This window comes from Actinoplanes sp. NPDC048796 (assembly GCF_040650035.1).
Classification (GTDB): domain Bacteria; phylum Actinomycetota; class Actinomycetes; order Mycobacteriales; family Micromonosporaceae; genus Actinoplanes.
The window spans coordinates 784,189-810,356 of sequence record NZ_JBEZGO010000001.1 but is presented as its reverse complement, the minus strand read 5'-3'; the positions used below and the strand labels follow the sequence as shown (position 1 = coordinate 810,356).

Here is a 26,168-nt window from a genome sequence, read left to right as displayed (position 1 = left end):
GCCTCAGCCTCCCTGGCCGGCCTCAGCCTCCCTGGCCGGCCTCAGCCTCCCTGGCCGGCCTCAGCCTCCCTGGCCGGCCTCAGCCTCCCTGGCCGGCCTCAGCCTCCCTGGCCGGCTTCAGCCCTCCCCGTCGGCTTCAGCCCTCCCCGCCGGCCCTCATGATCGACTTGCGGGCCCGCCACGCCATGACGGAACCGATGGACAGCGCCGACAGAACCGAACCCACCGACAGCCACGAGCCGATCGACAGGACCGAGCCGAATGACCCGACCGAACCCACCGACAGCGCCGAACCGGTGGAGCCGATCGACAGCACCGATCCTTTCGAGTAGATGCTCAGAACCGAACCTTCGGACTTGTACGACAGCACACCGACCCCTCTCAGAAGTCCGCGCAGATGTACGGCATCTGCCGCGGGAACAGACTGCTCAGCGGCCCGACCGCCGCCCCGCCGACCTGACCGAGGCCGCGCGTCACCACCTCGACCGGGTCGAGCACGCCGTACAGCAGCCCACTGAAGCCACCCACCGTCAGCGTCGCCGCCGGCTCGGCCGTGCCCTTGGTCACCGACAGCCGGCCACCCTCACCCACGAGCCGCCAGACGCCGCCCACATGCTCGTCGTCGGCAATCTCGATCGTCACCTCGCCGTCGCCGACCGTCGTACCGGTCAGCGCCTCCATGTCGAGCACCCGCACCATCGCCCCACCCCGGCGCGGATGATCCACCTTCGCCTCGGTGGTCACCGAGAAGTCGGTGCCCCACAGCTCGGGCACCTCATCGGCGCTGACCCGCACCACGATCCGCGACACCTGGTCGACATGCCGGCTGAAGAACTGCAGGAGCAGCGCCCGCCCCAGCGGACCGGTGGCCAGCAGATCGGATCCGTGCAGCTCACCGCCGTACTCATCAATGCGGTACTTGACAGCGCCCACCACCTCGCCGCCCACGCGGGCGACGGCCACCCATTGCTTGTCCTCGCGGAACTCCGCGCTGCGCACCGCGTCGAACGCCGCGAAGCCGTGCCGCTCACCGACCAAACGGCCACGGAGTTTCTCGTACGCCTCGTGGCCGTCCCACATCGAAAGCCGCTCCACCTCGCCCGGAAGATCGGCCCGCACCAGGTGGGAAAGCCCTTCCGGGGCGAAGCTGGCCATGCGGTGACGGGGAATCCCGACGAACCCGAACCGCGCGTAGAAGCTCGGACGGAACGGATAAAGCGCGCTGACGGCGAACCCCTCCTGCCGCGCCTGCCGCAGAAGCCTCGTCATCAACTCCCGCACGAGCCCCCGCCGCCGAGCCGACGGGTGCGAGGCCACGGACGCCACCCCGGCCATGTCGTGCACCAGCCCGCGCACGTTCTGCCGCATGCGCAGGGCGGCCACGCAGGCCAGCGCCTCCCCGTCCTCCTCCGCGACCATGCTGATCGTCGACTCGAAGAACGGCTGCCGCCGCCGGTAAGCGGCCACTTCCTCCTCCGGCCACGGCGAGGGCATGAACGCGTACGTCTGCAGGGGGAACATCGTCGCCGTACGCTCCGCCGCGCTGATCTGTCGGAACTCCATGAGCCCATCCAACACCGGAGGGCACTTCGCCCGCTGCCCTGTTTCCCGGCCTGTGGATAACCGCGAAACACCTGGTGAACGCCGTCCGGCGACGCGCCGGGGTACCCCGGTTTGGCAAGGCGCCCGGCGACCCGCTAATGTTTCATCCGTCGCCGGGACAACGGCCCGGACAGACAAGCGGACGTAGCGCAGCTGGTAGCGCATCACCTTGCCAAGGTGAGGGTCGCGGGTTCGAATCCCGTCGTCCGCTCGGAGAGGCCTTCACAGGACACGTGCAGGGCTGGCTCGGTGGAGTGGCCGAGAGGCGAGGCAACGGCCTGCAAAGCCGTGTACACGGGTTCAAATCCCGTCTCCACCTCGCAGTTTGCAGTACCCGAAGGGCGATTGGCGCAGCGGGAGCGCGCTTCCTTGACACGGAAGAGGTCACTGGTTCGATCCCAGTATCGCCCACCAGTTCAGGGGCCATGTTCGATCGATGAACATGGCCCCTTCTGGTGTCTGGGGTGCCTAACTGAGTGACTAGGACCCAGGCATCTCGTCGAGGGCGAAGATCTTGTCCATGACGTCAGCCCCAGTGAGCAGCACCGGTCGTAGCTGATGGCGGTACGCCTTTCCGGTGACTGAGGTGCCTGAGTGCCGCAGAGATTAGCGATGTCCGTGAGGGAGACGCCGTCATCGGACAACAGCGACACGAAGCTGTGACGTAGTTCCAGAGAAGTCCAATCGCCCGCGTCTAGCCCAGCGGCCTTGGTGATGCGGCGGAATGCGCGACGCGCATTGGCAGCGTCAAGCGCGGTGCCAATCGAAGAGGCGAAGACTAGGTCGAGCGCGTGCCAATCGGCGCCGGCCTTTTCTTGCAGGCTGAGTTGCGCACGCAGGGCCACCACGCCTCGAAGCGGTATGGCAAGGGTGCGCCGGGATTTGCGGGTTTTGGTGTCGCCGCCCTCGCAACGCGCGCACCCGCCACCCTCACCCCGGGCAGAGCCGAGCAGACCCCCGCCGGCGCCCACCGGCCTGGCAGCCTTCCGCCAAGGCCGTCTTGACGCGGCGGGCGCCAGCCGCCGCCCGCTCCCACCATGGGCGGGTCGAGGGTGACGGGAGGCGTTATTGCCCCCGGCGAGTACCTTGCCGTGCATGAAGTGGGCGGAGGAGCGAGAGCACGCAGGTTAGTCGCGATTGTCTACTATATCGAGATCTTAGGGGGACTGTTTTGAATGATCAGAATGATTCACCATCTCAAGATTTCTTGAAAGAATGTATAGATGCGATCACAAATCGTGACTTCAAGGAGCTTGTCTACACGGAAAAGGAAGATCCACAACGCGTCTCGCAAGCTTTTGAGCACGCTGCCGAAACTCTGATTCCGGAAGATCTTCCTGATCGTGCGACTGTTGACGAAATAATGAGTAAGATGGCCGATGCGGTGAGCTCTGGTGGTACAGCCGAGTTTCCGTCATGGTACCTTCCGGTATCAATTGCCTCCGCGATTGCCAGTATGGACCAAAAGGCATCAGAGAAGGCGCGCCAAATTCCGGTCGCGATGAGCTATAGCGGTCTTTTAAATGCCGTTACTCTCAAGTCGCCGTCCGGACGGCCCGTTGTTATGTTCGATCTCGGCGCCACGTATCTCGTCGAATACTTAGTCATTGCGGTACTCGGCTCGATTCCTAGAGGTAGTTCCCCGGAGCGGCCGCGTCCTTGCACGCACAACGCGATCGCAGTTGTACACAATGCAATCAAGTTTCTCTTAACAAGAGATGTCCGGTTTTTCGCGTTCGCGGCGCTGCACGCCGGTGAAGTAGTGCGCGAACTGGAGCAAGAGGGCGAAATAATTTCGGCTCGCCTCATGGCCGGCGGAGCCGAGCAATTCGTTGTGCTCCATGAGTTCGGACACGCCATATTGGGTCATCTCGACCGCGCACGGTTACTACAATTAAACATGCGCGGAGTCGATGTTAATGCAATGATGGGCCATCATGAGATTGAACATGAGGCCGACATTTTCGCCTCGGAACAAAGCCGTGAAGATCCGAACTTCTGGCTTGGTTGCGCCATGTTATTCCCTATTCTCGCGCAAGCCGAGAAACTCGAAGGAGCTCCCTTAGCGCAAACTCATCCAACATGGAACGTGCGATGGCGCAAGCTCGAACCGTATGTGCCGTCGTCGTTGGCTCACCTCGTTCATTTCCTCTCAGGCCACGCGTACCGACTTTGTTCGGTCCAAGAGGGGATGGCCGAACAAATTCCCGAAGTTCTTGAGGCAACTCCGGAAGAGGTAGCGAGGCAGCTTTTCGATTGACGGTCCCACCCCCGCAATCTAGTCGTTTTCGCGGCAAATATTATCCAATCCCTGCCGCGCGAGCAACAAGGCGACCGTCGCCGCAGCCGGCTTGTTCAGTGATCCGACGATTACGTCGGCGAGAGCGGCCACGATCATCGCGATATCTTTCTCGTTGCGCGCCTTCAACGCCGAAACGACGCCGCTTCGGCAAACCATAAGCTTCATACTCGCGAGATGCCCATTCAGCCATGCCCGCCCAAGCTTCCTACGGCTCTCCTCTTCGCTGGCACCTAGGCCTAGACCAATTTGATCAGCCAAGAGCGTCAACAGACGCTCATCGTCCATCTTGATGATCACGTCGGTATACGGTCGCCAAGCGTCGAGCTCGTCCTCGGTCATCATGAGTGCACGATGCCACAAGTCCGTAGCTGGAAGACCGACAGGCCCGCTCCACAGGCCTCAGGGGCAGCGTTGAACTCCCTCCTGAGCGACTAAGTGAGTGACAACTGAGGCTGACGGTGATGAACGCCCATGGACGCCGTCGGACTGTATGTCCTTCTCAGCCACGCTTCTGCTGCTGGTCGAGCGACCATGGTCATTCCTTGACACGGAAGAGGTCACTGGTTCGATCCCAGTATCGCCCACGAGTGCCGGGGCCCCCTGTCCGCAGAAAGCGCGGACCGGGGCCCTCGTCATGTCTGCTCAGGGGGCCGAGCCCCCTGAAACCCCACGGTGCGGTGGATGCGCTTAGCGGTCCGCTGGCGGCTCGGTCGAGGGCCCGTTCGGCGAACTTCGCCCTCGAGTGACTAGCGCGGCGCCGTGGTCTACGGCCGGTGGCCGGCTGGGGTGCTACTGCTGCTCGTCCTCTTGGATTCGGTGAGGTCGTTGGGACGCCCAGCGCCGCACGTCGGAAGTGCGCCAGATCCGGCCTACGGACAGACGCGCGATGGGCTCGGGGAAGTCGGCCCTATCAACCAGTACGGCCACGCGCTGCCGCGTGGCGCCGAGGTAGTCGGCGATCTCGGCGGCGGCGATGATCTCGCCACCGAGTGATCCTTCGGCGATAGGGATAGCTGAACGGTAAACTGAGGGCTGTCTGGCAGGCTTGAGCTGTGGCTGAACGCCTGTATCCCGAGTTTGAGTTCGATGCGCCCGACGAGCATCGGCTTTACTTTCGGGACATTGCGACTGCGATGGTGGAGCGTCACGAAGTGTCGTATGCCTACGCCGTTCGGGTCATCAACCGGCATTGGGGTTGGCAGGACCACTATGGCGAATACAACTGGTTGATCTTCCATGAGGAGCCTGACAACTGGGCCGATCATCTGTATGGCTTGCAGCTGGATCCGGGCTTCTGGAGTGAGTAGTTGAGCGAGGAAAAGCGTTGCGAGGCGGTCGTGTGGCGATGTTATGGTCGGGCCCGCACCTCCCGGTGCTTGGCCTTGGCTACCGTGCCCAGGGCGGTTTGATCTCGGGAGACGCGGCGATGTCGGATGTGGGTGCCCGGTGCGCAGGCAGCGGTTACTTCCACTTTTAATGGGCGGGTCGCGGGTTCGAGTCCCGTTCGGCGCTTCGGGCGCCGGTAGCTCAGTTGGTAGAGCAGCTTCGTACCGAGGCCGACTTTGATCTCGGGCACCTCCATCTGACATCGAGGCTTCTTCCGGTGCGGAAGGAGCCATTTTCGTGGCCAAGTTCAATGTCGTCACGTATGAGGGTGCGGTCGGCGCTGTCCGGGATGACCGGTCGGAGCTTTTTCTTCTCGCCGTCGCCAACATGGTTGGTGAGGCGACGTTCTATGAGGCGGCCGGAGAGCGGGACAGCCGGTTCGTCGAGCTCGTTCACCGGGTTGCCGTTGCCGATCCGTACTGGACCGAAGGGTTTCTGAGGTGGCTGCGGACGGGGGCGAACATGCGCTCGGCGGCACTCGTCGGCGCGGCTGAGGCGACCCGGGCATTGCTGGCCGCGAAGCTGCCCGGTGGGCGCCGGATCGTCGCTTCCGTGCTTCAGCGTGCTGATGAGCCGGGGGAGATGCTCGCCTACTGGACGGGGCGCTATGGGCGGGCCATTCCGAAGCCGGTCAAGCGGGGTGTCGCCGACGCGGTCGGCCGTCTCTACACCGAGTTCGCGCTTCTGAAGTACGACACCGCCGGTAAGGGCTTCCGGTTCGCTGACGTCATCGATCTCGTACACCCGGAGCCGTCGGCTCCGTGGCAGGGGGAGCTGTTCGCGTACGCACTCGACCGGCGTCACGGCCGGGACACCGTCGTGCCGTCGGCGCTGGGGATGGTCGTTCGTAACGGCCGGCTCCGCGCGGCCGTCGCCGGTGAACCGGGCCGGCTGCTGGACGCGGAGGCGCTGAAGGCGGCCGGTATGACCTGGGAGGACGCGTTGTCGCTGGCGGGGTCGAATCTTGACAAGGCCGCCCTGTGGAGCGCGCTCATCCCGACGATGGGCTACATGTCATTGCTGCGGAACCTGCGCAACTTCGACCAGGCGGGCGTCAGCGACGAGGTGGCCGCGGCCGTGGCCGCGCGGCTGGCCGATCCGGAGCAGGTGGCGCGGTCCAAGCAGTTCCCGTTCCGGTTCCTGGCCGCCTACCGGGCGGCGCCTTCGCTGCGGTGGGGGCACGCCCTCGACGAGGCGCTGTCGGCGTCGCTGGCGAACGTGCCGGAGCTTCCCGGCCGTACGCTCGTGCTGGTCGACCGGTCCGGGTCCATGTTCGGGCGGGTGTCTCAGCGGTCGGAGCTGACCAACGCGGACGCGGCGGCGATCTTCGGGGCGGCCGTGGCCGTGCGCAACCACGGCCGGGCCGACCTGGTTCAGTTCGGCAACGGCTCGGATCGGATCGACGTCCGTCGGGGGGAGTCCCTGCTGCGGGTCGTCGACCGGTTCGGCAACCTCGGCGGTACGGAGACCCTCGCCGCGGTCCGCCGGCACTACGACGGGCACGACCGGGTCCTGATCGTCACCGACGAACAGGTCTGGGCCCACCAGGGCGATCCCGGGTCGGCGCTCCCGGCCGGGGTGCCGCTCTACACCTGGAACCTGGTCGGCTACCGCGCCGGGCACGGGCCGAGCGGCCCGCACCGGTACACGTTCGGCGGTTTGAGCGACGCCGCGTTCCGCATGGTCGGCCTGCTGGAGCGGGGCGCCGACGGCGCGTGGCCCTGGCTCGCCGAGTAGGCGGAGCTTATGGTGACGGCATGCGGATCGTTGTTATCGGTGGTAGCGGGCACATCGGCACGTTCCTGGTTCCGCGGCTGGTGCGGGCCGGGCACGAGGTGGTCAACGTCAGCCGGGGGCAGCGGAGCCGCTATGTGGACGACCCCGCGTGGGAGCAGGTGCGTCATGTGGTCGCGGACCGGGAGGCCGAGGACCGGGACGGTACCTTCGCCGCGCGGATCGTGGGGCTGCGGCCCGACGTCGTCGTCGACCTGATCTGCTTCACGGTGGAGTCGGCGACCGCGCTGGTCGACGGACTCCGGGGCGAGGCCGGTCATCTGGTGCACTGCGGGTCGATCTGGCGGTTCGGGCCCAGCCAGAAGATTCCGATCACCGAGGAGAACGGGACGCCGGCCTTCGGGGAGTACGGGATCGGCAAGGCCGCCATCGCCCAGATGCTCCAGGAGGAGACCCACCGGGGTGGGCTGGCCACCACCTCGCTTCATCCGGGGCACATCGTGGGGCCGGGCTGGCATCCGGTGGGTCCGCTCGGCAACCTCGACCCGGGGGTGTGGCGGAAGCTCTCCGGTGGGGAACCGCTGGAGATTCCGGGGATCGGGGCCGAGTTCATGCATCACGTGCACGCCGACGACGTGGCTCAGGCGTTCGAAGCGGCCGTCGCGCGGCGGGAAGCGGCCGCCGGGGAGGACTTCAATGTGGTCGCGCCCTCGGCCCTCAACGTGCGGGGGTTCGCCCAGATCGGCGCGTCGTGGTTCGGGCAGACCGCCGAGCTGCGCACGGTGACGTGGGAGGAGTTCCGCCGTACCACCGAAGCCGAAGCCGCCCAGGCCAGCTGGGAACATCTCGTCCGCAACCACTATGTCAGCATCGACAAGGCGCGGGCGATGCTCGGCTACGCGCCGCAGCACGAGCCCGAGGACGCGGTGCTGGAGTCGGTGCGCTGGCTGGTCGAACACGGACAGCTGGACGTGGCCGGTCCGCTCAAGGTCTGAGCTCCGCGGTCATGGACCGGGTGATCGACACGGACGACCCGCTGCTCGACCTGATGGCTTCGGTCATCGCCATCCTGACCGTGCCGGCGCCGTCCGAGCCGGACGCGCTGGCCGTGCCGATCGGTCAGGGCGAGGAGTGGCGCCTGCGGCACGCCATCGAGCTGTGGGAGGCGTCGCCGCGCACGCGCCACCTGCTGATCGCCAACGGCAACCCGGCCGAGCGGACCTACGTCGGCCTCACCCGCGACTACCTCGGCACCCTGGGTCTGCGTCGCTTCGAGGGGGTACGGGTCCAGCCCGAGCCCGCCCCCAACACGGGACTGCAGGCCGCCTGGATCGCCGCCGAGTCGTCCCGCCTGGGCCTGCGCGACCTTGGGCTCGTCGTGTCGGCGTACCACCTGCCCCGGGTCTATCTGACCGTCCTGAAAGCGCTGACGCTCCGGATCCCGCTCCACCCCGTGCCGGTGCCCGTGCCCCCGCACGAGAAGATCCCGGAGACCGGCGCGACCTCGTACGACCTGGTCCCGGGCGAGATGACGCGCATCCTCGAGTACGCCCGGAAAGGCTGGCTCGCCACCCCGGCCGAGCTGCGCGAATACTTGATGGCGCGGTAGCGGCGGGCCGGGCACACTGCTGGCCATGCCGAAGTACCTGTTCTTCTGGGGGCACCAGCCCGAGGCCGGCGGCCGTGTCGGCGCCGGGTGCCTGAGCCAGTGGTGGCCGTCGCCGTTCGAGGTGGACGGGGTCCGGTTCGCCACGGCCGAGCACTACATGATGTGGGGCAAGGCCCAGCTGTTCGGCGACCGGGAGATGGCCGGGCGGATCCTCGCCGCCGAACACCCGCACGCGGCGAAGAAACTCGGCGGGCGCGTCGCCGGCTTCGAGCAGCGGACCTGGGACGAGCACCGCCTGCCGATCGTGGTCGCCGGCAACACCGCCAAATTCAGCGCGTACGAGGATCTGCGCGCCTTCCTGCTCGGCACCGGCGACCGGATCCTGGTCGAGGCCAGCCCGCTGGACCGGGTCTGGGGCATCGGCCTGAGCCGGGACGACCCCCGCGCCCAGGACCCGAAGCAGTGGCGCGGCCTCAACCTGCTCGGCACCGCCCTCATGCGGGTCCGCGACACGCTGTCCTCGGGAGCGTCTGAGTAGCGGGCCGGTAGCAGGGCTCAGGTTCCCGCTCCAGGGGCCGAACCTCAGGGCCACAAAGAACGCCCCTGGAAGGAACCTTCATGAAGCGCCGACTTGCCGCTGTCACCGCTGTCGCCACGCTGACGGCCCTGTCGATGTCCGGAACGGCGATGGCCGCGTCCAAGGCCCAGCCCAAGCCGAAGCCGGCGGTGCCGGCCGCCAAGGACACCGACCGCGACGGGATGCCGGACGCGTACGAGAAAGCGCACGGCCTGAACCCGCGCAAGAAGGACGCGAGCGGTGACAAGGACGCGGACGGGCTGACCAACCTGGCCGAGTTCAAGGCCGGCACCAGCGCCGACGACGCCGACACCGACGGCGACACGCTGCCCGACGGCTACGAGGTCGGCAAGAAGCTCAATCCCAAGAGCAACGACGCCAAGTCCGACCCGGACGCCGACGGTCTGATCAACAAGACCGAGCGGATGCTCGGCCTCAACCCCCGCAACGCCGACAGCGACGGCGACGGGGTCAAGGACGGCGACGAGGACACGGACGGCGACGGGATCGTCAACAGCAAGGATTCCAAGCCCAAGGTGTACGACCGTCCGGCCGCCGCCAAGGCGACCGTCAGCACCTTCGACGCCGCGACCGGGGCGCTCACCGTGGCGTACCCCAAAGGTCTGTCCGTGACGGTGACCGTGACCGACAAGACCGAGATCGAGTGGCACGGCAAGTCGGCGGCCTGCCCGGACCCGGCGACCGTGGCCGACCTGACGCCGGGCCGGGGTGTGCACAGCGTCTCCGCCAAGGAGATCAGTCTGATCTGCGCGGCGTAACCCGCAAGCTCTATCGTCTGCGGCATGACGCGCATCCTGCTGATCTCGGGCAGCACCCGCGATGAGTCCCTGCACAACGCCGCGCTGCGTACCGCCGCTCATCTCGCCCCGGACGACATCAACGCCGGCCTGTTCGAAGGCCTGCGCGGACTGCCGGCCTTCGTGCCGGGCGAGGACAACCCGCACGACACCGTCGTCCTGCTGCGCCACCAGGTGCGCATCGCCGACGCGGTGCTGTTCAGCACGCCCGAGTACGCCGGGTCCATCCCCGGCAGCCTCAAGAACCTGCTCGACTGGCTGGTCGACGAGAACCTCCTCGACGGCAAGCCGGTCGCCTGGCTCTCGGTGGCCCACGCGGGCGAGGACGACCTCGCCCGCGCCACCCTGGAGGCCGTGCTCACCCACGGCAACGCCAAGATCCTGCGGGCGGCGTGCATCCGCATCCCGCTCGCCGCCGAGGCCGTCGACCAGTACGGCTTCGTGGCCGACCCGCTGCTGCACCAGGCCCTGCGCGACGCCCTCCAGGGCCTGGCCCGGATGCTGGCGCTCAGCGAGAAGCCGTCCCGCCCGTCCTGGCAGACGTACTCGAGCGTGTTCCCGATCATCGAACGCCGGGACACGTCCTCCCTGCCCGACTGGCAGGCCGGCTGACACCCCTTCTTACTTTTGGGGGAATCCAGTGACGGGCATTTGACCGTACGGGGTCCGCGCTCCCGATCAACCTCCACCCTGGGGTGTCCCCATCGCCCTTCGCGAAGGCACACCCATGTTTCCTTCACTTTGCCAACGGCCGGCCTCGTGACTGATTTCGAACGCGCCCACCCGCGTCAGACCCTCGCCGACTTCGAGCTCGCGGCGAAGCTCGGCGAGTCGCCGGCGGCCGAGGTGTTCCGCGCCCGCAACCGCACGTTCGGCATCGTCGTGGCCCTGAAACGGTGGCGGCAGCCGTTCGCGCCGGCGACCCGGCGGGCGTTCGACGAGACGTGCCGGCTGCACTACGAGCTGTCCGAACACCCGAACGTCGTCCGCCTGCTCTGGGCCGACCTGGCGGGCGACCCGCCGTGGCTGGCCACCGAGCTGCAGCCGTGGTCGCTGGCCGACCTGCTGCGCCGGGGACCGATCCCGCCGGCGCGGGCGTGGCGGATCGCGGTGGACGTGCTGCGGGCCCTGACCGCCGTACACCGTCGGGAGAGGCCGCACGGGGCGCTGAAACCGGCGAACGTCCTGGTGACGGACGGCCGGGCGATGCTGCGTGACCTGGCCCCGACAACATGGTCGGTGCCGGACATGCGGGCGGTGGTCGCGCTGATGGGTGTGCTCTTCCCCGATCCGCCCCCGGCGTTGCGGGCGGTGCTGGCCGAGCCGCCGCGTACCGCCGAGGCGTTCCTGGCGGCGGTGGAGGCGGCGAGGGGCGAGGGCCGGGAGCCGTACGTGGAGAACGCCGGCCCGTTCCGCACGGGCTCCACGACGCAGACGCCCCCGGCCACCGGAGACAGAACGGGACCGGGAACGGCGACACAGAACACCGGCACGTACGACAGGTCGGCCGAGCCCGGCCAGCTGCCCGCGAACTTGCACACGCCGCTTCCCGCCTCCCGCCGCGAGAACGCCAGGACTTATCCCGAAAAATCGGGCCTGGCGGCCGCGCCGGAGAACGCCGGCCTCCCACTCCGCGAAACCGACTCGGACCGGGAGGCCGGCCGCGGGGGCGCTCAGCAGATGCCGGATCCCCAGGGGACCGTCGGTCCGGCGCAGCGGCGTCCGTCCGGCCCGGGGGATGCTTCAGCGCAGTGGCCTTCGTCCGGTCCGGGGGATGCTGCGGCTCGGGGAGGGGCGACGGCATCCGAAGGTGCGGCCGCTTCCCGGAGCGCGCCGGCGTCCGGAGGCCGGACAGTTCCAGAGGACCCGACCGCGGCGCGAGACGTGACGGTGCCGAAGAGCCGGATGGGCTCAGCAAATGCGGCGGCCTCGGAAAGTGCGGCGGGCATTCCAGGCGCGGCGGGCTTCGGAAGTGGCGCGGGTTCGAGGAGTGCGGCGGGCTTCGGAAGTGCCGGAGGTTCGGCGGGCTCGTGGGGCGGTGCTGAGGTGGCCGGTGAGGGCGGACAGGCGGTGCGGCGCCCAGAAGGAGGTCGGGGCGGGCGTCGGGGGCTGCGGATCGTGGTTGTGGTGGCCGGGGCGCTGGTGCTGGCGGCCGTGGTGGCTGTCGTCGTCGCGTACGGGAGAAGGAATGCAAGCCTGCCGGAGCCGGCGCGGTCGATGTGGCCGGCTCCGGGGCTCAGTCGGTCCTAGGCCGTTGCCTTCGCGGCCGCGGTGGCGCGTTCGGCCAGGCGGCGCAGGAGCGGGGGCGTGTCGTACGCGTCGAGTTCCACCTCGATGAAGGCCAGGCGGTCCGGGTGGTCGGCGGCCGCGCGGAGCGATTTGTCCAGCTCGGTCGGCGTGGCGGCGTGGTGGTAGTCGGTCTCGGGGCCGGTGAGGCCGGCGACCAGGGCCCGCCAGTTCCACGGTGTCACGTCGTTGTAGACGGCCTGCGGGCTCTGCAACGCCCGCTCGATCGTGTAGCCGCGGTTGTTGAGGAGCAGGATCACCGGCCGCAGGCCGGCGGCGGCGATCGTGCCCAGCTCCTGAACGGTCATCTGGGCCGCGCCGTCACCGATGACCAGGACGGGCCGGCGATCGGGTTCGGCCAGGCCCTGGCCGAGCACCGCGGGCAGCGCCCACCCGATGGAGTTCCAGATCGGCTGCCCGACGAATGTCGTGTCCGCCGGGAGCCGGAGCGACAGCGCGCCCCAGTACGCCGTGCCGGTGTCCGCGATGAGCGCCGAGTGCCCGGGCAGCCACTCCTGAAGCATCCGCCACATGCTCGCCTGCGTCAGTTCCTCGCCGACCGGGCCGTCCTCATGCCCGGCCCCGGCCGCGCCGCCGCTGAACCTGCGGTCGGTGAGGGCTGCGGCGACGGCGTTCACGGCGTCGGGGAACAGGACGTTCTCGAAGCGCTGCTCGCCCACGCCGGCGGCGGTGGCCGAGGTCCATGCCGTGCGGTCGTCAAGCGGGCGGGCCGAGAAGAAGCCGGTCAGCTCGGCCGTCTGCACCGAGCCCAGGTGGAGCACCACGTCCGCCTCGTCGACGGCGGCGGCCGGGGCGGGGTCGAGCATCGTGCCCGCGTAGTCGCCCAGGTAGCCCGGCGTGCCCTCGTCGATCACGCCCTTGGCCGCCAGCTGGGTGACCATCGGGACGCCCAGGCCGGCGATCTGAGCACCCAGCCCGTAGCGCGCGGCCAGCTGTCCGACCACCACCACCGGGCGCTCGGCGGCGGACAGCAGCTTCTCGACGGCCGCGCTGAACGCCCGTACGGCAAGCGGGTCTGAAGCGATCTTCAGCGGCTCGCGCAGGGGCGTCGCCGGGATCCGGTGCAGGGCCAGGTCCTGCGGGACGCTCAGGTAGGCCGGCTTGCGTTCGCGGCGGGCCGCCGTGACGACCGCGTCGATCTGTTCGCCGGCGCGGTCCGCCGTCAGCACCTCGGTGGTCACGCTGATCTCGGCGTACGCCCGGTGGAAGTGCCCGAAGTCGCCGTCGGCCAGGGTGTGGTGCACGAGCGAGCCGGCCGCGACCGTGCCCGTCCGCGGCGATCCGACGATGTGCAGGACGGGGGCGTCCTCGGCGGCGCTGCCGGCCACCGCGTTGATCGCGCTCAGCTCGCCCACGCCGTAGGTGGTGATCAGCGCGGCCAGGCCGCGGCGGCGGGCGTACGCGTCGGCGGCGTACCCGGCGCCGAGCTCGTTGGGCGACCCGGTCCAGCGCAGCCCGGGCACCTCGGCCAGGCCGTCGAGCAGGTTGAGGTTGAAGTCGCCGGGCACGCCGAACAGGTGGGACACGCCGGCCTGCCGGAGCCGTTCGCCCAGGTACTCGGCGACGGTGACCGTGGAGGCAAAGTCGATCATGAGGATGACACTGGTGCCTGTTGCGCATCCTGCACAATGTGATGTCTCCTGCTTGTGCGTTCTGCTCAACCCGGGCGGGCATCATGGGGAAGGATTGCGCACGATGCGAATCTTGGACGCCACCGACGCGCGCATCCTGCTCGCCCTCGACGCCGACCCGGACGCCACCGTGGTGGCCCTGGCCGACCGCCTGGCCATGTCGCGCAACACCGTTCAGGCCCGGCTGCGCCGCATGCGCGAGTCCGGCGCGCTGGGCGCCTACTCGCGGCGTCTCGACCCGGCCGCCCTGGGCTACCCGCTGATGGCCTTCATGACCCTGTCGCTGAGCCAGCGTGAGGGGGACCGCGCGGCGCAGCAACTGGCCCGGATTCCCGAGGTCGTCGAGATCCTGGCCACCACCGGCGACGGCGACCTGCTGGTCCGGGTGGTCGCGCGGGACACGGCCGACCTCTACCGCATCACCAATCTGATCGTCGCCGCGCCCAGCGTCGTGCGGACCTCGACCTCGATCGTGCTGCACGAGGTGGCGCCCAGCAGCCTCGACGGGCTTCTTCGGCGCCACACTTCCGAGGGGCCTGATTTAACCGTACGTAATGTGGACCGTGGCGCGTAGAGTGGGGCCTTGTGATGATTGATCTCTATTGACGGAGATCAATGATCAAGGCGCTTCGGAGAAATCAATAGCGGCGACGGCGGGCGGTAATGAGGGCCTGGACCAGGAGTAATGCGCAACGTGCGTAGTACTCGAAGGCTACAACCGTCTGCTGGATCGAGGGCGATTTCGTGCCGGTGTTTGCAACTTGCACACCAAAACGGGCACGGAGGGCATCCGGTAGATGAATTGGCACATTCAATCGGCGCACACGCATTGTCATGACGCGCTCACTCTTCGTACAGTGATGAGCACAGATCATCGATCAAGATGAGTGCGACAAGCGGGCCGACCTGGCGGCGGCCTGCGGGGGAGCCGAACATGCTTATCAAAGTCATCGACCAGATCACCGATGCCGAGCAGAACCAGGCAATGTGGACCATGTACACGGACGCCTTCGAGGAGTTGAACCACCTCGCGGTCCAGCGTCACCTGATGTACAAGTCGGAGTTCGACGAGGTAATGGCGGATCCGCGGGTCGGCAAGTACCTGGCCCTCGATGATGACGGCACGATGTGCGGCGTCGCCACCTACACGAACGATCTCAACGCGGTTCCGTTGATCGCTCCCCAGTACTTCGAACGGCATTGGCCTGAGCACTACGCGGCCCGGAAGATCTGGTACATCGGATTCGTCGCCGTGAGTCCGCATGCCCAGGGTCGTGAAGCCTTTTCCCAACTGGTCGAGCAGATGTACCACATCGCGTCGGCCCAGAACGGGCTCGTCTGCTTGGACATCTGCAACCACAACGACGAGGTTCGCCGCATGTCCCGAGTATTCCGGATGATGGTCAGCCGGCTCTCGGACAACATGAAGTTCACCCGGATCGACCAGCAGTCGTACTGGCTCTACGAGTTTCCGGCAGCCGCGTAGTAACTCGGCAGGGGGCACCACTGTCAGTTCATAGGCAACCTCCACATGGACCACAGCGGTGGTCCGCCGGGAAGCTCGATGACTGACCGGATCCGGTATCCGTGCCGGAGGTAAAGGTCCCGGTTACGCGGGTCGTTCGCCTCCAGATACGCGGGGATGCCGGCCTCGTCCAAGCGGGCGTGGTGGCGGTCGAGGAGCGCACTACCGATCCCACGGCCCTGGTTCTCCGGATGGACGGCCAGGAAAGCCAGATAGTGGTGGGGATCGGTGGGATGGCGTGCCTCGACCGCCGCTGTCAATTCACAGGTTCGGTCGTACGCCGGGCCGGTCACCTCCTTCATGCGCTGCTCATAGTCGAGCGGCGGCGGGATCGTGGCGGTCATCGGGAACCACAGCGCTACCCCGGAGACGTGGCCGGTGTCGTAGTCCGAGGTGGCGTACACCTCGCCGTACCGGACCGCGTGCTCGACGAAGATCTCGAAGTAGCGCGGACTTTCCTGCCGGCGCACCTCGGCATCGGGGTGCAGCCAGCGGGCCACCGGCCCGTCCCACATCGCCGCGGCGACGAGGCCGGTGATCTCCTCGACGTCCACGGGTGCGACGTCGCGGATCACCAGTTCCTGGATCGCGTAGGTCATGACTTCCTCTCGTGGCACGGGTGTGCTGGTCAGTAGTACTGGCCGCCGCGCGCGCCCACGGGGTCGGCGTGCAGCGCGCGCATGAGTTCCTGGGTCTCGGCGGCCACTGTGGACCGGCTGTCGGAGCCGCGGCCGATCGCCGCGTACACCTCGGGACGGGCCGCCCGCATGATCAGGGCCCAGACGATGCCGATCACGCCCACGGCCAGGTAGCAGACCGGGATGAGCCACTGGAACGGCGAGTCGCCGGAGACCTGGAGAAGCTCACCGAAGCCGATGCAGGTTGCCGCCAGCACGACCGTGAGCAGCAGGAACGCCAGTCCGGGAGCGAAGTAGGCGCGCCAGATGTTCTCCCCTCGCCGCTTGTGCACGAAGAACGCGATGACCGCGGCCGACGCGGCCCACATGAGGATGAGGACGCCGAGCCCGCCGATCGTCGTGAGCCACGCGAAGACGTAGACCAGCGGGTCGGCGCCGGCCAGGGCGTACGCGCTGAGCACGATGATCGCCAGCACGCTCTGGGTGATGGAGCCGAGGAGCGGAGCGCCCGTACGCGGGTGGGTGCGACCCCACGCCGCCGGCAGGACGCCCTCGCGGCCGAGGGCGAACTGGTAGCGCGACACCGCGGCGTGGAAGGCCAGCAGCGCGGCGAAGACACTGGTCAGGAACAGGATGTAGCCGAGGTCGACCATGAACTTGGGCAGGTGCGGGCCGACCAGGGTGAAGACCAGGTCGGTCCGGTGCTCGGCCGCCTTGGCGGCGATCTGGTCGGGGCCGGTGTTCACCGACATGGCCCAGGCCGAGATCGCACACAGGATGCCGGCCAGCACCACCGCGATGTGGGTGGCCCGGGCGATCGTGCGCTTCGGGTCCTTGGCCTCCTCGGACAGGACCACCGTCGCCTCGAAGCCGACGAAGCCGGCGATGGCCAGCACCAGCAGCACGCCGACGACCGGGGTGGCCAGCGGCGCCGGCGAGAACTGCGAGAAGGTGACCTCGCCGTTCGCCGGGTTGCCGACCATCACGAGGTCGTAGATGAGCACGATGCCGATCTCCAGCACCAGCAGGACCGCCAGGACCCGGCCGCTCAGATCGACCCAGAGGAGGCCGAGCACCGTCACCGCGGCCCAGGCCGCAACCGCACACGCGTACCAGGGAACCGAGAAGCCCAGAGCCGCGAGGATGCCGGAAGCAGCCGAACCGAAGAGGCCGAAGAGGCCGATCTGCATGAGTGAGTAGGCGGGCAGGGCGACGAAAGCCGCCCCGACGCCGACCATTCGGCCTAAACCGTGACTGATGTACGAGTAGAAGGCGCCCGTGTTCACGATGTGCCGGCTCATGGCGACGAACCCGACGGTGAACAGCGACAGCAGCCCGGCCACCACCACGTACGCGATCGGGACGGCGGTGCTCCCGATGATCGCGTAGATCGTGGTGATGGACCCGATGATCACGGTGAGCGGTGCGGCTCCCGCGACGCCGAAGAACACCACAGACGGAATGCCCAACCGGTTCTTGGCCAGCGCCTGTGTGACGATGTCCGGCTCTGCGGGTTTCGTACGCTCCATCAACATCCTCCCGGCCCAGTGGTCGTGGTTGTTAGGCCGGAGGTGATGGCGCCCGACGCCGCTCACCGTCGGCCGACGGTCAGCACCGAGCCCACGGAGGTCTCGGTGATTTCGACGAGCTCCCGAAGGTCGCCCGGAAGCGACCCGACCGCACTCGGCAGCGAATGGAACGCGTGCCGGTGCATCTCGAAGTCGTAGAGCACGTGTCTGGTGAGGCCGGTGGCGGCCACCAGCCCGATGAGCACCCGGTCGCTGGTGCTCATGCCGATGCCGCGCACCAGCAGGTTGGCCAGCCGGGCCGGGGCCCAGGCGGCCGCGTTGCGCTGGGCCGCCGTGTTCGGCATGTACAAGGTCTCGGTGGAGAGCATGCGGCGCCGGGTCACGGCCTCGACCGCGCCGAGCCGCGACAGGCGCTCGCCGACCCGGATCGCCGCGTCCTGCGAGAGGAACGCCAGCCACACCCGTACATCACGGTGTTGTGGTTGTGCGATGAGTAGGTCCAGGATGTCGTGTGCGAGCGCGTCCGTCGGAGGATGCCGGTCGAGGATGACCAGGTCTCCGTCGGTGATGCCGATCCGTCCTTCGAGGACGAGCTCGCCGAGGAGAGCGGCGGCCAGCCCCAAGCCGGTCGCGCGTGGATGGAGACGGGACCGGCCGGTGCGGTCCTCGTGTGCGATCAGGAAATACTGGTCAGCCAACACGCCGCCACGCCCCTTAGACAACGTCTTGATGGTCTTGTCCCTTTTAACGGGATTACCGCGAAGATCACTGTGTGTACAGAAAGGTATGACTCGATGTGCTCCGCATCATGTACCCGACAGCAAGGTCATGACAAGAAGTACTAGACTTTTTGTGGAGTCCTCCTTGTTTGGATCATCAGCACGGCGGTCGTACTATCGGCATCATCAGGACCAAGGGAGTCCAGGTGTCCGTTGATGAAGGACCCACGCTGCGCCGTCGTCGTCTCGGGGCGGAGCTGAAACGGTGCCGCGAGGCCGCCGGATTGACGCAAGAGAATGTGTCGCGTCATTTCGAGTGGCACGCCGCCAAGGTGACGCGGATCGAGACCGCGCGCGTGGCGGTGACCCCGCGCGACGTGAAAGACCTGCTGACGCTGTACGGCGTCGGCGATCAGGAGTACCGCGACGCCCTGGTGGAGCTGGCCCGCCTCTCGCGCGAGCGCACCTGGTGGACCGACTACCGCGACATCATGCGGCCCGGCAACTTCGTCGGGCTGGAGGCGGCGGCCGCCTCGATGCGCTGCTGGGAACCGGTGCTGGTGCCCGGGCTGCTACAGACCGAGGCGTACATGCGGTCGCTGATGGAGGCCGGCCGCACCAACGACACCCCGCAGCACATCGACCGCCGGGTGAAGCTGCGCCTGACCCGGCAGGGCCGGCTCCGGGCCGACCGGTCGCTCGAGCTCGAGGTCGTCATCGACGAATCGGTCGTACGCCGCGTGGTCGGCGGCCCGCGCGTCATGAATGAGCAGCTTCGGCATCTGATCGAGGCCGCCCAATTACCGAATGTGACGTTGCGGATTCTCCCGTTCCACGCCGGCGAACACACGTTCCTCGGCGGGTCAGCAGCCCTTTTGGAGTTTCGGGAGACCACCCATTTGGATGTTGTCTATCTTGAAGGTCTTGCGGGAGACTACTACGAAGAGCAACCATCCGAGGTTGCCCGTTACCGACAAGAGTTCGAGCGATTGAGCGCTATGGCGCTCGACCATCGCATGACCATCAAGATGATCGAGAGCCTGCTGGTCGCCTAGGGCTCCGGAGACAACCGCATATCCGAAGGGGGGTGCTTGAATTGCTCACGCACCAGCTCGCCGATGCCACCCTGCTTGCCGAGGCCACTTGGCGCAAGGCCAGCCGTAGTAATGGCAACGGTGGCAACAACTGTGTCGAAGTCGCCTTCCTCGACACGGGAGTCGCCGTCCGGGACAGCAAGGACCGCTCCGGTCCTGCGCTCCTGTTCACCCAGGCGGAGTGGACCGCCTTTGTGGACTCTGCCAAGGAAGGCGAGTTCGACATCAATTCCTGAGGCTAGAGACTAACCATAGGCACGGACCGATGGGAAGTGCCTACGCAAAGTCAACTTCTCCGCGAAGAGGCCCGCGGCTCCGCTCACCGGGAGTCGCGGCGCCCCTACTCTGCATAAGCGCTATTTCGATCCAGCAAACGCGAAGCTCCTTCGGGTGAATGTCTCCGTCGGATCCGCGACATGTCTCGGTTATCGGCGGCGGCACCTTCCGCCCACCGGCCGTTCCCGGCCGGCGGCGTACTTTTGCACCCGTGACCGATCTTGAGGGCATCCTCCTGTTCGCCGGCATCCCCCTCGCCATCGTGGCGCTGATTTTCGCGGTCGTCTTCATGACCAGCGCCAAGCCGAGCCGAGAGCCCATCACCGGGCCCGTCATGGACAGAAACGCCGACGAGCCGCCCACCAAGCCGGTCCTCCCCGAGTCCTCCGACGAGCCGCGGGCCGAGCCAGATCTCGACTGAGTCCCCTGACGGGCCGCGGGCTGCGCCGGTTCTGGATGAGGCCTTCGATGGGCCGCGGGCTGCGCCGGTTCTGGATGAGGCCTTCGATGGGCCGCGGGTTGCGCCGGTTTTGGAAGAGACCCCGACGGGCCGCGGGTTGCGCCGGTCCTGAATGAAGCTCCCGACGGCCCGCGGGCTGCGCCGGTTCTGGATGGAGCCCCCGACGGGCCGCGGGCCGAGCCGATCCCTGATGAGGCCTCCGACGGGCCGCGGGCTGAGCCGAGCCGATCACCAAGCCGGTGACGGACGCCGGTCTAGCTCCTTCCGGCCTTGCAGGGCCACCAGCGGCCGCGGAGCGAGGCCAGGACGATCAAGCCGCCGGCCAGGAGGGCCAGGCCCAGGACGCTGGCGGTGGCCAGAGGACTTCCGCTGAACGGCACGGGGTCGGGGATGGGGTCGGCCCAGTACCGCTGTTCGCGGGTGGGGACCACGGCCGGCGGTGGGGTGATCACCGTGGGGGTGGGGTTCGGCACCGACGGGTTCGGCGTGGCGGGGGCGCTGAGCTGCGGGGCTGCGCCTCGGGAGGGAACGGTCGCCGGAAGAGCGGGGGCGGTGGGAGCCTGCTGCGCGGTGCTCTGCCCGGCGGTGGCTGGTGAGGCGGCCTGGCCTGGTGCTTGAGCTCGGGCTTTCTCGGATGAAAGCCTGGCTTGTCCTTGGGCCGCACTTTGTCCTTGAGGTGCGCTTTGCCCCTGGGCTGCGCCTTGTCCTTGCGCTTCACCGCTGGTCGGGGGACCGTCTTGCCCTGGCGCTTCAGCGCTGGTCGGGGGGCCGCCTTGTGCCTCGCTGCCCGTTGAAGGCTGGGTTTCGCCTTGTGTGCTGCTGCCGGTTGAGGGCCCCTGCGCCTCGTTGCCGGTTGAGGGCGGGGTTTCGCCTTGTGTGCTGCTGCCGGTTGAGGGCCCGTGCGCCTCGTTGCCGGTTGAGGGCCCCTGCGCCTCGCTGCCGGTTGAGGACTGGGTTTCGCCCTGTGTGCCGTTGCTTGTGGAGGAGTCCGGGTCGCCGTGGGCGGGGTGGGTGGGGAAAGGGCCGAAGGCGGTTGCGGTCGTTGCGCCGGGAGTCGTGCCGTAGGCGTAGACGGAGGTGGGGGCGGAGGTGGGGGCGGAAGGGGAAAGCGGCTGGGCGGTGAGAGTGCAGGTGGTCGTGGCGCCGGGAGGCAGGGTCGTGGTGGTGCAGGTGGCTCGGCCGGTTTCGGTGCTTGAGACTCGGACGTTGCTCAGCGTCTGGTTTCCGTTGTTACGGAGCAGGTAGGTGGTGGGTGCGGCCGTCACGGTGAGCGAGGGGCGGGCGGTCACGAGGGGTAGGTCGGCCTTGGTGCCGAAGAGCAACGGGTTGGTCGAGGTGGGGGCGTGAGCCTCGGCGGTGACGATGGTGGTCAAGGGGAGGGCGGCGTCCACGTCGTCCTGGGTGACTGTGTACGGCGGGGCCTCGCAGAGCATGGTGGCGTTCGGGGTCAGGAAGGCCTTGGGGCAGGTGGCGGGGCCGGTCAAGGTGTCGGTGACGAGGATGCGGTCCAGAGGCTCGGTGCCGTCGTTTGTCAGGCGGTAGCGGAGCGGGATGGTGTCGCTCACGTCGAACGCGGCGGGGGAACGCGGGCGGTCGACGGTGATGGCCAGGGAAGTGCTGGCGGGGGTGGCCGTGATGGTGGCCTTCTTCTTGGTGTCGCCGGTGGAGACGGTCAAGGTGAGGTCGCCGGTGGCCAGGGCGGTCGCGGTGAGGTTCAGGTGGGCTGTCGTGTGTGGTGGGAGGCCGGGGACGGTCCACGTGCCGTCGGTGTAGGTGCCCAGGTCGGGGATGCCGTCGGTGATGGCCAGGCCGGGGGCGGGGTGGACACGGACGGTGGCTGAGGTGGCGGTGGGGGTGTCGTTGCGTACGGTCGCTTCGAAGCTGGCTGTGCCGTCGCGGGGGACGCTGGGAGCGCTCGCGGTGACGGCGAGGGCTGCCGGGTGGTCGGCCGGGGGAGTGGCGGGGGCTTCCGGCTGGAAGCCGATCACGTTGTCCTGGGGAGTCAGCTCGCCGGTGGCGCTGGAGGCGGTGACGGTGACTCCGGAGGCGGGGATGACTCCGGCGGGGGTCGCGACGGCGGGGGTTGCGGTGGCGGGGGTTGCGGTGGCGGGGGTTGCGGTGGCGGGGGTTGCGGTGGCGGGGGTCGCGGTGGCGGGGACGGCGGTGACGGTCATGGTGCGGGACTCGCCGGGCCGCAGGGTGGAGTAGGCGCACTCGGCGGTGGTGCTGGTCAGGGAGCACGTGCCGGTGGGGGAGGCGGCCGCGACGCCGGTGGTGCCGTCGGGGAGGGTGGCGGTCACCTGGGTGGCGTCGGCGGGGCTGGGGCCCTTGTTGGTGGTGGTGATCCGGTAGGTGGTCACGTCGCCGGTGGCTGTGGTGGCGGCGACGGCGAGGTCGGCGGCGGGGGCGATGGTGGTGCCGACGGTGTTCGACGTCGAGGATTCCGTGGCCGCGCCGGTCAGCGACGTGGAGTAGGCGGTGGTGGCGCGGGTGCGCAAGGTGGTGCCGGCCATGGTGGGGGCTACCGGGACCTCGTACCTGAAGGTGTGGCTCTCGCCGGGGCGCAGCAGGCCCACCGGCTTGGAGCGGGGGCCGGGCTCGGCGGTGACGGTGGTGGCGCGGGCCGGGTTGCCGCCCGCGTTGCGGGTTGTCACGGCGTACGTCAAGCGGTCGTTGACCTTGGCCTTCGCCGTGGCCACCGTGGTGGTGGTGAGCAGGCAGGCGGGGGTGCCGAAGGAGACGGCGTCGACCGCGGTGGGGCCGGTGGCGCGCAGGGCGAACCGGGTCGTGGTCTGGCCCTCGGGGACCGTGTAGGCGCCGGCGTAGGTGGCCCAGGCGGCCCGGTCGCCGGTGATGGTGTCGCCCTGCTGGTCGAGGGGGCCGTCCGCCGGGCCGGCCAGGACCGTCAGCGTGCCGCCTCGGTGGCGTAGCTCCCAGCGCAGGGTCTGGCCGGGGGTCGTGGTCACGTCCTGGTGGATCGTGCCGGTCGTCAGCTCGGCGTGCTGGCCGCCGTCGCGGCGGAGGAGCACCGGGGCCGGCTGCCAGCCGGGAAGGGGCACGGCGGCGACCGAGCCGGCGGCGATCAGCGGGGACTCGAAGTCGCCGTTGCGCAGGGCCACCGGGGTGGCGCAGGTGGTCGGTGCGGCGGTCACCGGATGCTGGTCCAGTGGATCGGCGGCTCCGACGACGTACAGGACGGCGGCCATCATGATGACCGCCATCCACCGGGAAAACGCAGCCCAAGGCACATCAGCACGCTAACCGGGGGTTAGGTACCTTTCGGGCTGTATCGGCAAAATCAGACGCGGCCGAAGTCCTGCGTCCAGTACGGTGCGCCGCCCGCGGTGTAGGCCAGGCCGACCCCGACCGCGGTGTTCGCGCAGTTCAGGATGTTCTTGCGGTGGCCCGAGCTGTTCATCCAGCCGGTCACGACCTGCTGCGGGCTGCGGTAGCCCCAGGCGATGTTCTCGGCGGCGGCGCCGTTGCGCGGGTAGCCGGCGCGGACCTCGCGGGTGACGAAGTTGCTGCCGTCCGAGCCGGTGTGGCTGAAGAAGCCCTGCTTGACCATGTCGGTGCTGTGGGCGCGGGCGGCGGTGGTCAGGCGGGCGTCGGTGCGCAGGGCCTGGCAGCCGTGCGCGGTGCGCTGGGCGTTGGTGAGCTTGACGACCTCGGCCTCGTACGCGGCGGGGGTCGTCGGCGCGGCCGTGGCGGCCGCGAAAGCCGGAGCGCCGAACAGCGTGGGAACGGCGGCGAGGGCGGCGGTGACGACGGCGCGGCGGACGAAACGCTTCAAGAGGTGGCTCCTTCTCTCGATCGGCTGTACGCCAGTCAGATCGGGGATCGGGAGCGCTGATGAAGAAGCGGAACCGGGAAGCAACCTGGGGCAACCCAGGTGCTCCCCGGCACCGATGTCCGAAATCTAGAGGGTCAGGGTCCAGGTGTTGATGTAGCCGGTGTCCTGCGAGTAGACGTCCTGGGCGCGCAGCTTCCACGCGCCGTCGGCGGCCTCGCTCGACAGGTTCTTGGTGTACGTGGTGACGATGTTGTCGGCGCTGTCGGTCGACGACGTGCTCTTCAGCGCGTAGACCGTGCCGTCCGGCGCCACCAGGTCGAGCTTGACGTCACCGCGGTAGGTGTGGGCGACGTTCACGGCGATCGTGGCGGTCGAGGAGGCGGCGCGGCCGCAGCCGGCGATCGTGATCGTGCTGGTCACCGCGGAGCCGGCGTCGGGGATCGTGACGTCGGTGGCGTTGGTGCCGGTGCAGCCGGTGGTCGGCGGGGGCGTGGTGGTGGGCGGCGGGGTGGTGCCGCCGCCGGTGCAGGTCGGGTCGGCCGACTGGGCCGGGACGCTGACGGCGTCCCACGCGGCCTTGACCGTGTTGAACTCGGCGCAGCTGTTCGGGTAGAGGTTCTTGGCCGCGGTCAGCGTCCAGGTGCGGTACTTCAGGTACGACGAGCTGGACGTCTTCATCAGCATCGCGTTGTACATGATCTTGATGGCGGCCTGGATGCCGAGGCCGGTGACCGTGCTGCTGTTGCAGGTGGTGCTGGTCGGCTGGCCCGAGCCGCCGCCGCTGGTGCCCTGGGCGAGCAGGTAGAACCAGTGGTTGCCCGGACCGGCCGCGGCGTGCACCTCGGAGCCCGGCGTGCTGCTCGAGTAGCAGTTGCTGTCCCCGGCGAGCGACGGGTTGTACATGTACCGGATCGGGCCGCTGCCGACCAGGTTGACCTCCTCGCCGACCTGGTAGTCGGGGGCGTCGTTGGGGTTGTTGATGTACCACTCGGTCGCGGCGCCGAGGGTGTCGGCCACGAACTCCTGGGTGCCCGAGCGCGAGATGCCGCCCGGTGTGGTGTCGTCGATGCCGTGGCCCAGCTCGTGGCCGACCACGTCGGCCGACGCGATCCACTGGCCGGCGGTGTTCTTGCCGATCTGGACCTGGGTGCCGTCGTAGTACGCGTTCTGGTCGTTGAGGCCGACGCGGATCGGCCAGGCGCCGCCGCTGCCGTTCTGGCCGTTGCGGCCGAGCCACGCCGACAGCATCGCGTACTGCTTCTGCGCCACGTAGAAGGCGTCGACGCAGCCGGTCTCCTTGTTCGTCCCGGTGCCGTTGCCCCAGACGTTGTCGCTGCCGCTGAAGGTGGTGTTGTTGGCGGCGTCCTGGCAACGGATCGTGGTGTGGCTCGGGTCCTGCAGCGTGTACGTCGAACCGGACTGGGTGGTGTCCAGCGTGACCGAGCCGTTGATCCAGCCGGTTCCGGTGCCGGAGACGTCGGTGACGTGCTCGTACTCGCGCAGCACGGCGCCCGAGGTCGCGTCCACGTCGACGGTCAGCCGGCTCGGCCCCTCGGCGCTCGTGCCCTTGACGGTGGTCTCCCAGGCCAGCTTGCCCGGCTTGCCGTCGAGGGCGACCACGACGAGCTTCGTGCCCTCCACCTCGGTGACGGTCTTGAGCTGGGCCTTCGCGATGCCCGCGGCGGCGCTGTCGGCCAGCTGGGGCACCGTCGAGATCTCGCCGATCGGCTGGGTCAGGGCCACCGACGTGTACTTGGTGGCGCCGGCCGAGTCCGTGACGACGACGAAGTCACCGCCGATCACCGGGAAGCCGTTGTAGGTGCGGTCGTAGGCGACGTAGTTGAAGCCGGACGAGCTGTACACCTGGCGCCGCTGGAAGGTCTCGTTCGGACTGGCGGCCAGGACGGCGGGGCGGGAGGCGACGAGAGCATCGGCCTTGGCGGCGGCCGACTGCGGATCCTGTGGGACGGCGGTGGCCGGCTGGGCGACGGCGACCAGGGCGGTGGCGGCCAGGGTTCCGGCGGCCGCCGCCATGATCAGAGGGGTTCGACGTTTCACGCGCGTACTCCTTCAGGGGTGACTTGATGAAGGACGCTAGGCATCGACGGTCGTCACCGAATCAGGGAAAACCCTTGCGCCGGTCATTCAACAATTTCTTTCGGTGACGC

General features: G+C 68.4%; 24 protein-coding genes, 3 tRNA genes and 1 pseudogene. 17 read left to right on the top strand and 11 right to left on the bottom strand.

The window, feature by feature from the left end; all coding sequences use genetic code 11:
* Positions 1-136: 136 nt before the first annotated feature.
* The gene (locus AB0C26_RS03820; protein ID WP_360241018.1) at positions 137-316 is read right to left on the bottom strand and encodes a hypothetical protein; all 180 of its coding nucleotides are present in this window, start codon (positions 314-316) and stop codon (positions 137-139) included.
* A 65-nt stretch (positions 317-381) separates the two neighbouring features.
* Positions 382-1,563, bottom strand: coding sequence for a GNAT family N-acetyltransferase (locus AB0C26_RS03815; protein ID WP_360241015.1), 1,182 nt, complete (start codon positions 1,561-1,563; stop codon positions 382-384).
* 177 nt (positions 1,564-1,740) lie between these two features.
* Between AB0C26_RS03815 and AB0C26_RS03810 the strand changes: the two genes are divergently transcribed.
* The 3 genes from AB0C26_RS03810 (at position 1,741) to AB0C26_RS03800 (ending at position 2,016) form a co-directional block, all read left to right on the top strand.
* Positions 1,741-1,813, top strand: a tRNA-Gly gene (locus AB0C26_RS03810).
* 37 nt (positions 1,814-1,850) lie between these two features.
* A tRNA-Cys gene (locus AB0C26_RS03805) sits at positions 1,851-1,921 on the top strand.
* 20 nt (positions 1,922-1,941) lie between these two features.
* A tRNA-Val gene (locus AB0C26_RS03800) sits at positions 1,942-2,016 on the top strand.
* 66 nt (positions 2,017-2,082) lie between these two features.
* On the opposite strand, the pseudogene AB0C26_RS03795 reads toward AB0C26_RS03800, so the two are convergent.
* A pseudogene (locus AB0C26_RS03795) lies at positions 2,083-2,507 on the bottom strand (tyrosine-type recombinase/integrase); the annotation flags it as partial.
* A 266-nt stretch (positions 2,508-2,773) separates the two neighbouring features.
* Here AB0C26_RS03795 and AB0C26_RS03790 point away from each other — a divergent pair.
* The gene (locus AB0C26_RS03790) at positions 2,774-3,862 is read left to right on the top strand and encodes a hypothetical protein (protein ID WP_360241012.1); all 1,089 of its coding nucleotides are present in this window, start codon (positions 2,774-2,776) and stop codon (positions 3,860-3,862) included.
* 18 nt (positions 3,863-3,880) lie between these two features.
* On the opposite strand, the gene AB0C26_RS03785 is transcribed toward AB0C26_RS03790, so the two are convergent.
* Positions 3,881-4,246 carry a hypothetical protein gene (locus AB0C26_RS03785; RefSeq protein ID WP_360241009.1) on the bottom strand — a complete coding sequence of 122 codons (366 nt, stop codon included), beginning with the start codon at positions 4,244-4,246 and terminating at the stop codon, positions 3,881-3,883.
* 710 nt (positions 4,247-4,956) lie between these two features.
* Here AB0C26_RS03785 and AB0C26_RS03780 point away from each other — a divergent pair.
* From AB0C26_RS03780 to AB0C26_RS03745, 8 genes are all read left to right on the top strand, one after another.
* A complete protein-coding gene (locus tag AB0C26_RS03780) occupies positions 4,957-5,211 on the top strand; it encodes a hypothetical protein (protein ID WP_360241006.1) in 255 nt (84 codons plus the stop codon).
* 316 nt (positions 5,212-5,527) lie between these two features.
* Positions 5,528-7,027: a TROVE domain-containing protein gene (locus AB0C26_RS03775; RefSeq protein ID WP_360241003.1), complete on the top strand. Its 1,500-nt coding sequence runs from the start codon at positions 5,528-5,530 to the stop codon at positions 7,025-7,027.
* Positions 7,028-7,047: 20 nt separating this feature from the next.
* Positions 7,048-8,019 carry an NAD(P)-dependent oxidoreductase gene (locus AB0C26_RS03770; protein WP_360241000.1) on the top strand — a complete coding sequence of 324 codons (972 nt, stop codon included), beginning with the start codon at positions 7,048-7,050 and terminating at the stop codon, positions 8,017-8,019.
* A gap of 11 nt (positions 8,020-8,030) precedes the next feature.
* On the top strand, positions 8,031-8,633 hold the full coding sequence (locus tag AB0C26_RS03765; protein WP_360240997.1) for an ElyC/SanA/YdcF family protein: 603 nt from the start codon (positions 8,031-8,033) through the stop codon (positions 8,631-8,633).
* 25 nt (positions 8,634-8,658) lie between these two features.
* On the top strand, positions 8,659-9,171 hold the full coding sequence (locus AB0C26_RS03760; protein ID WP_360240995.1) for an NADAR family protein: 513 nt from the start codon (positions 8,659-8,661) through the stop codon (positions 9,169-9,171).
* An 80-nt stretch (positions 9,172-9,251) separates the two neighbouring features.
* Complete coding sequence (locus AB0C26_RS03755; protein WP_360240992.1) at positions 9,252-9,989, top strand: hypothetical protein; 738 nt, start codon at positions 9,252-9,254, stop codon at positions 9,987-9,989.
* Between the two features lie 24 nt (positions 9,990-10,013).
* Positions 10,014-10,640, top strand: a complete 627-nt coding sequence (locus tag AB0C26_RS03750; RefSeq protein WP_360240989.1) for an NAD(P)H-dependent oxidoreductase — start codon at positions 10,014-10,016, stop codon at positions 10,638-10,640.
* A gap of 147 nt (positions 10,641-10,787) precedes the next feature.
* Positions 10,788-12,278: a protein kinase gene (locus tag AB0C26_RS03745; RefSeq protein WP_360240986.1), complete on the top strand. Its 1,491-nt coding sequence runs from the start codon at positions 10,788-10,790 to the stop codon at positions 12,276-12,278.
* Here AB0C26_RS03745 and AB0C26_RS03740 read toward each other — a convergent pair.
* A complete protein-coding gene (locus AB0C26_RS03740) occupies positions 12,275-13,927 on the bottom strand; it encodes a thiamine pyrophosphate-binding protein (RefSeq protein ID WP_360240983.1) in 1,653 nt (550 codons plus the stop codon). The genes AB0C26_RS03745 and AB0C26_RS03740 overlap by 4 nt on opposite strands.
* Before the next feature lie 103 nt (positions 13,928-14,030).
* Here AB0C26_RS03740 and AB0C26_RS03735 point away from each other — a divergent pair, with 103 nt between their 5' ends.
* Positions 14,031-14,540 (top strand): Lrp/AsnC family transcriptional regulator, encoded by a 510-nt coding sequence (locus AB0C26_RS03735; protein WP_360240980.1) that lies wholly within the window; start codon positions 14,031-14,033, stop codon positions 14,538-14,540.
* Positions 14,541-14,900: 360 nt separating this feature from the next.
* Complete coding sequence (locus AB0C26_RS03730) at positions 14,901-15,452, top strand: GNAT family N-acetyltransferase (protein ID WP_097322302.1); 552 nt, start codon at positions 14,901-14,903, stop codon at positions 15,450-15,452.
* A gap of 23 nt (positions 15,453-15,475) precedes the next feature.
* On the opposite strand, the gene AB0C26_RS03725 is transcribed toward AB0C26_RS03730, so the two are convergent.
* From AB0C26_RS03725 to AB0C26_RS03715, 3 genes are read right to left on the bottom strand one after another with little or no spacing between them, the layout of a single operon-like run.
* The gene (locus AB0C26_RS03725; protein WP_360240977.1) at positions 15,476-16,090 is read right to left on the bottom strand and encodes a GNAT family N-acetyltransferase; all 615 of its coding nucleotides are present in this window, start codon (positions 16,088-16,090) and stop codon (positions 15,476-15,478) included.
* Positions 16,091-16,119: 29 nt separating this feature from the next.
* Complete coding sequence (locus AB0C26_RS03720; protein ID WP_360240974.1) at positions 16,120-17,664, bottom strand: APC family permease; 1,545 nt, start codon at positions 17,662-17,664, stop codon at positions 16,120-16,122.
* A 56-nt stretch (positions 17,665-17,720) separates the two neighbouring features.
* Positions 17,721-18,359: a GPP34 family phosphoprotein gene (locus AB0C26_RS03715; protein WP_097322305.1), complete on the bottom strand. Its 639-nt coding sequence runs from the start codon at positions 18,357-18,359 to the stop codon at positions 17,721-17,723.
* Between the two features lie 224 nt (positions 18,360-18,583).
* On the opposite strand from AB0C26_RS03715, the gene AB0C26_RS03710 reads away from it, so the two are divergent.
* The 3 genes from AB0C26_RS03710 (at position 18,584) to AB0C26_RS03700 (ending at position 20,168) form a co-directional block, all read left to right on the top strand.
* Positions 18,584-19,432, top strand: a complete 849-nt coding sequence (locus AB0C26_RS03710) for a helix-turn-helix transcriptional regulator (protein WP_360240970.1) — start codon at positions 18,584-18,586, stop codon at positions 19,430-19,432.
* A gap of 41 nt (positions 19,433-19,473) precedes the next feature.
* On the top strand, positions 19,474-19,707 hold the full coding sequence (locus AB0C26_RS03705) for a DUF397 domain-containing protein (RefSeq protein WP_245923337.1): 234 nt from the start codon (positions 19,474-19,476) through the stop codon (positions 19,705-19,707).
* Positions 19,708-19,958: 251 nt separating this feature from the next.
* Positions 19,959-20,168, top strand: a complete 210-nt coding sequence (locus AB0C26_RS03700; RefSeq protein ID WP_360240967.1) for a hypothetical protein — start codon at positions 19,959-19,961, stop codon at positions 20,166-20,168.
* A gap of 293 nt (positions 20,169-20,461) precedes the next feature.
* On the opposite strand, the gene AB0C26_RS03695 is transcribed toward AB0C26_RS03700, so the two are convergent.
* The 3 genes from AB0C26_RS03695 to AB0C26_RS03685 all read right to left on the bottom strand — a co-directional run bounded on the left by AB0C26_RS03695 (position 20,462) and on the right by AB0C26_RS03685 (position 26,034).
* Positions 20,462-23,428: a hypothetical protein gene (locus AB0C26_RS03695; RefSeq protein ID WP_360240964.1), complete on the bottom strand. Its 2,967-nt coding sequence runs from the start codon at positions 23,426-23,428 to the stop codon at positions 20,462-20,464.
* Positions 23,429-23,505: 77 nt separating this feature from the next.
* Positions 23,506-24,000 (bottom strand): CAP domain-containing protein, encoded by a 495-nt coding sequence (locus tag AB0C26_RS03690; RefSeq protein WP_360240961.1) that lies wholly within the window; start codon positions 23,998-24,000, stop codon positions 23,506-23,508.
* A 126-nt stretch (positions 24,001-24,126) separates the two neighbouring features.
* Positions 24,127-26,034: a M4 family metallopeptidase gene (locus AB0C26_RS03685; RefSeq protein ID WP_360243497.1), complete on the bottom strand. Its 1,908-nt coding sequence runs from the start codon at positions 26,032-26,034 to the stop codon at positions 24,127-24,129.
* Positions 26,035-26,168 lie beyond the last annotated feature (134 nt).

What these genes read in the sequence shown, in the direction of transcription:
- AB0C26_RS03725 (WP_360240977.1), bottom strand. Translation starts at nt 16,090, where the DNA reads ATGACCTACGCGATCCAGGAACTGGTGATCCGCGACGTCGCACCCGTG.
- AB0C26_RS03720 (WP_360240974.1), bottom strand. Translation starts at nt 17,664, where the DNA reads ATGTTGATGGAGCGTACGAAACCCGCAGAGCCGGACATCGTCACACAG.
- AB0C26_RS03730 (WP_097322302.1), top strand. Translation starts at nt 14,901, where the DNA reads ATGCTTATCAAAGTCATCGACCAGATCACCGATGCCGAGCAGAACCAG.
- AB0C26_RS03815 (WP_360241015.1), bottom strand. Translation starts at nt 1,563, where the DNA reads ATGGAGTTCCGACAGATCAGCGCGGCGGAGCGTACGGCGACGATGTTC.
- AB0C26_RS03765 (WP_360240997.1), top strand. Translation starts at nt 8,031, where the DNA reads ATGGACCGGGTGATCGACACGGACGACCCGCTGCTCGACCTGATGGCT.
- AB0C26_RS03750 (WP_360240989.1), top strand. Translation starts at nt 10,014, where the DNA reads ATGACGCGCATCCTGCTGATCTCGGGCAGCACCCGCGATGAGTCCCTG.
- AB0C26_RS03785 (WP_360241009.1), bottom strand. Translation starts at nt 4,246, where the DNA reads ATGATGACCGAGGACGAGCTCGACGCTTGGCGACCGTATACCGACGTG.
- AB0C26_RS03695 (WP_360240964.1), bottom strand. Translation starts at nt 23,428, where the DNA reads ATGGCGGTCATCATGATGGCCGCCGTCCTGTACGTCGTCGGAGCCGCC.
- AB0C26_RS03740 (WP_360240983.1), bottom strand. Translation starts at nt 13,927, where the DNA reads ATGATCGACTTTGCCTCCACGGTCACCGTCGCCGAGTACCTGGGCGAA.
- AB0C26_RS03755 (WP_360240992.1), top strand. Translation starts at nt 9,252, where the DNA reads ATGAAGCGCCGACTTGCCGCTGTCACCGCTGTCGCCACGCTGACGGCC.
- AB0C26_RS03735 (WP_360240980.1), top strand. Translation starts at nt 14,031, where the DNA reads ATGCGAATCTTGGACGCCACCGACGCGCGCATCCTGCTCGCCCTCGAC.
- AB0C26_RS03685 (WP_360243497.1), bottom strand. Translation starts at nt 26,034, where the DNA reads ATGGCGGCGGCCGCCGGAACCCTGGCCGCCACCGCCCTGGTCGCCGTC.
- AB0C26_RS03760 (WP_360240995.1), top strand. Translation starts at nt 8,659, where the DNA reads ATGCCGAAGTACCTGTTCTTCTGGGGGCACCAGCCCGAGGCCGGCGGC.
- AB0C26_RS03770 (WP_360241000.1), top strand. Translation starts at nt 7,048, where the DNA reads ATGCGGATCGTTGTTATCGGTGGTAGCGGGCACATCGGCACGTTCCTG.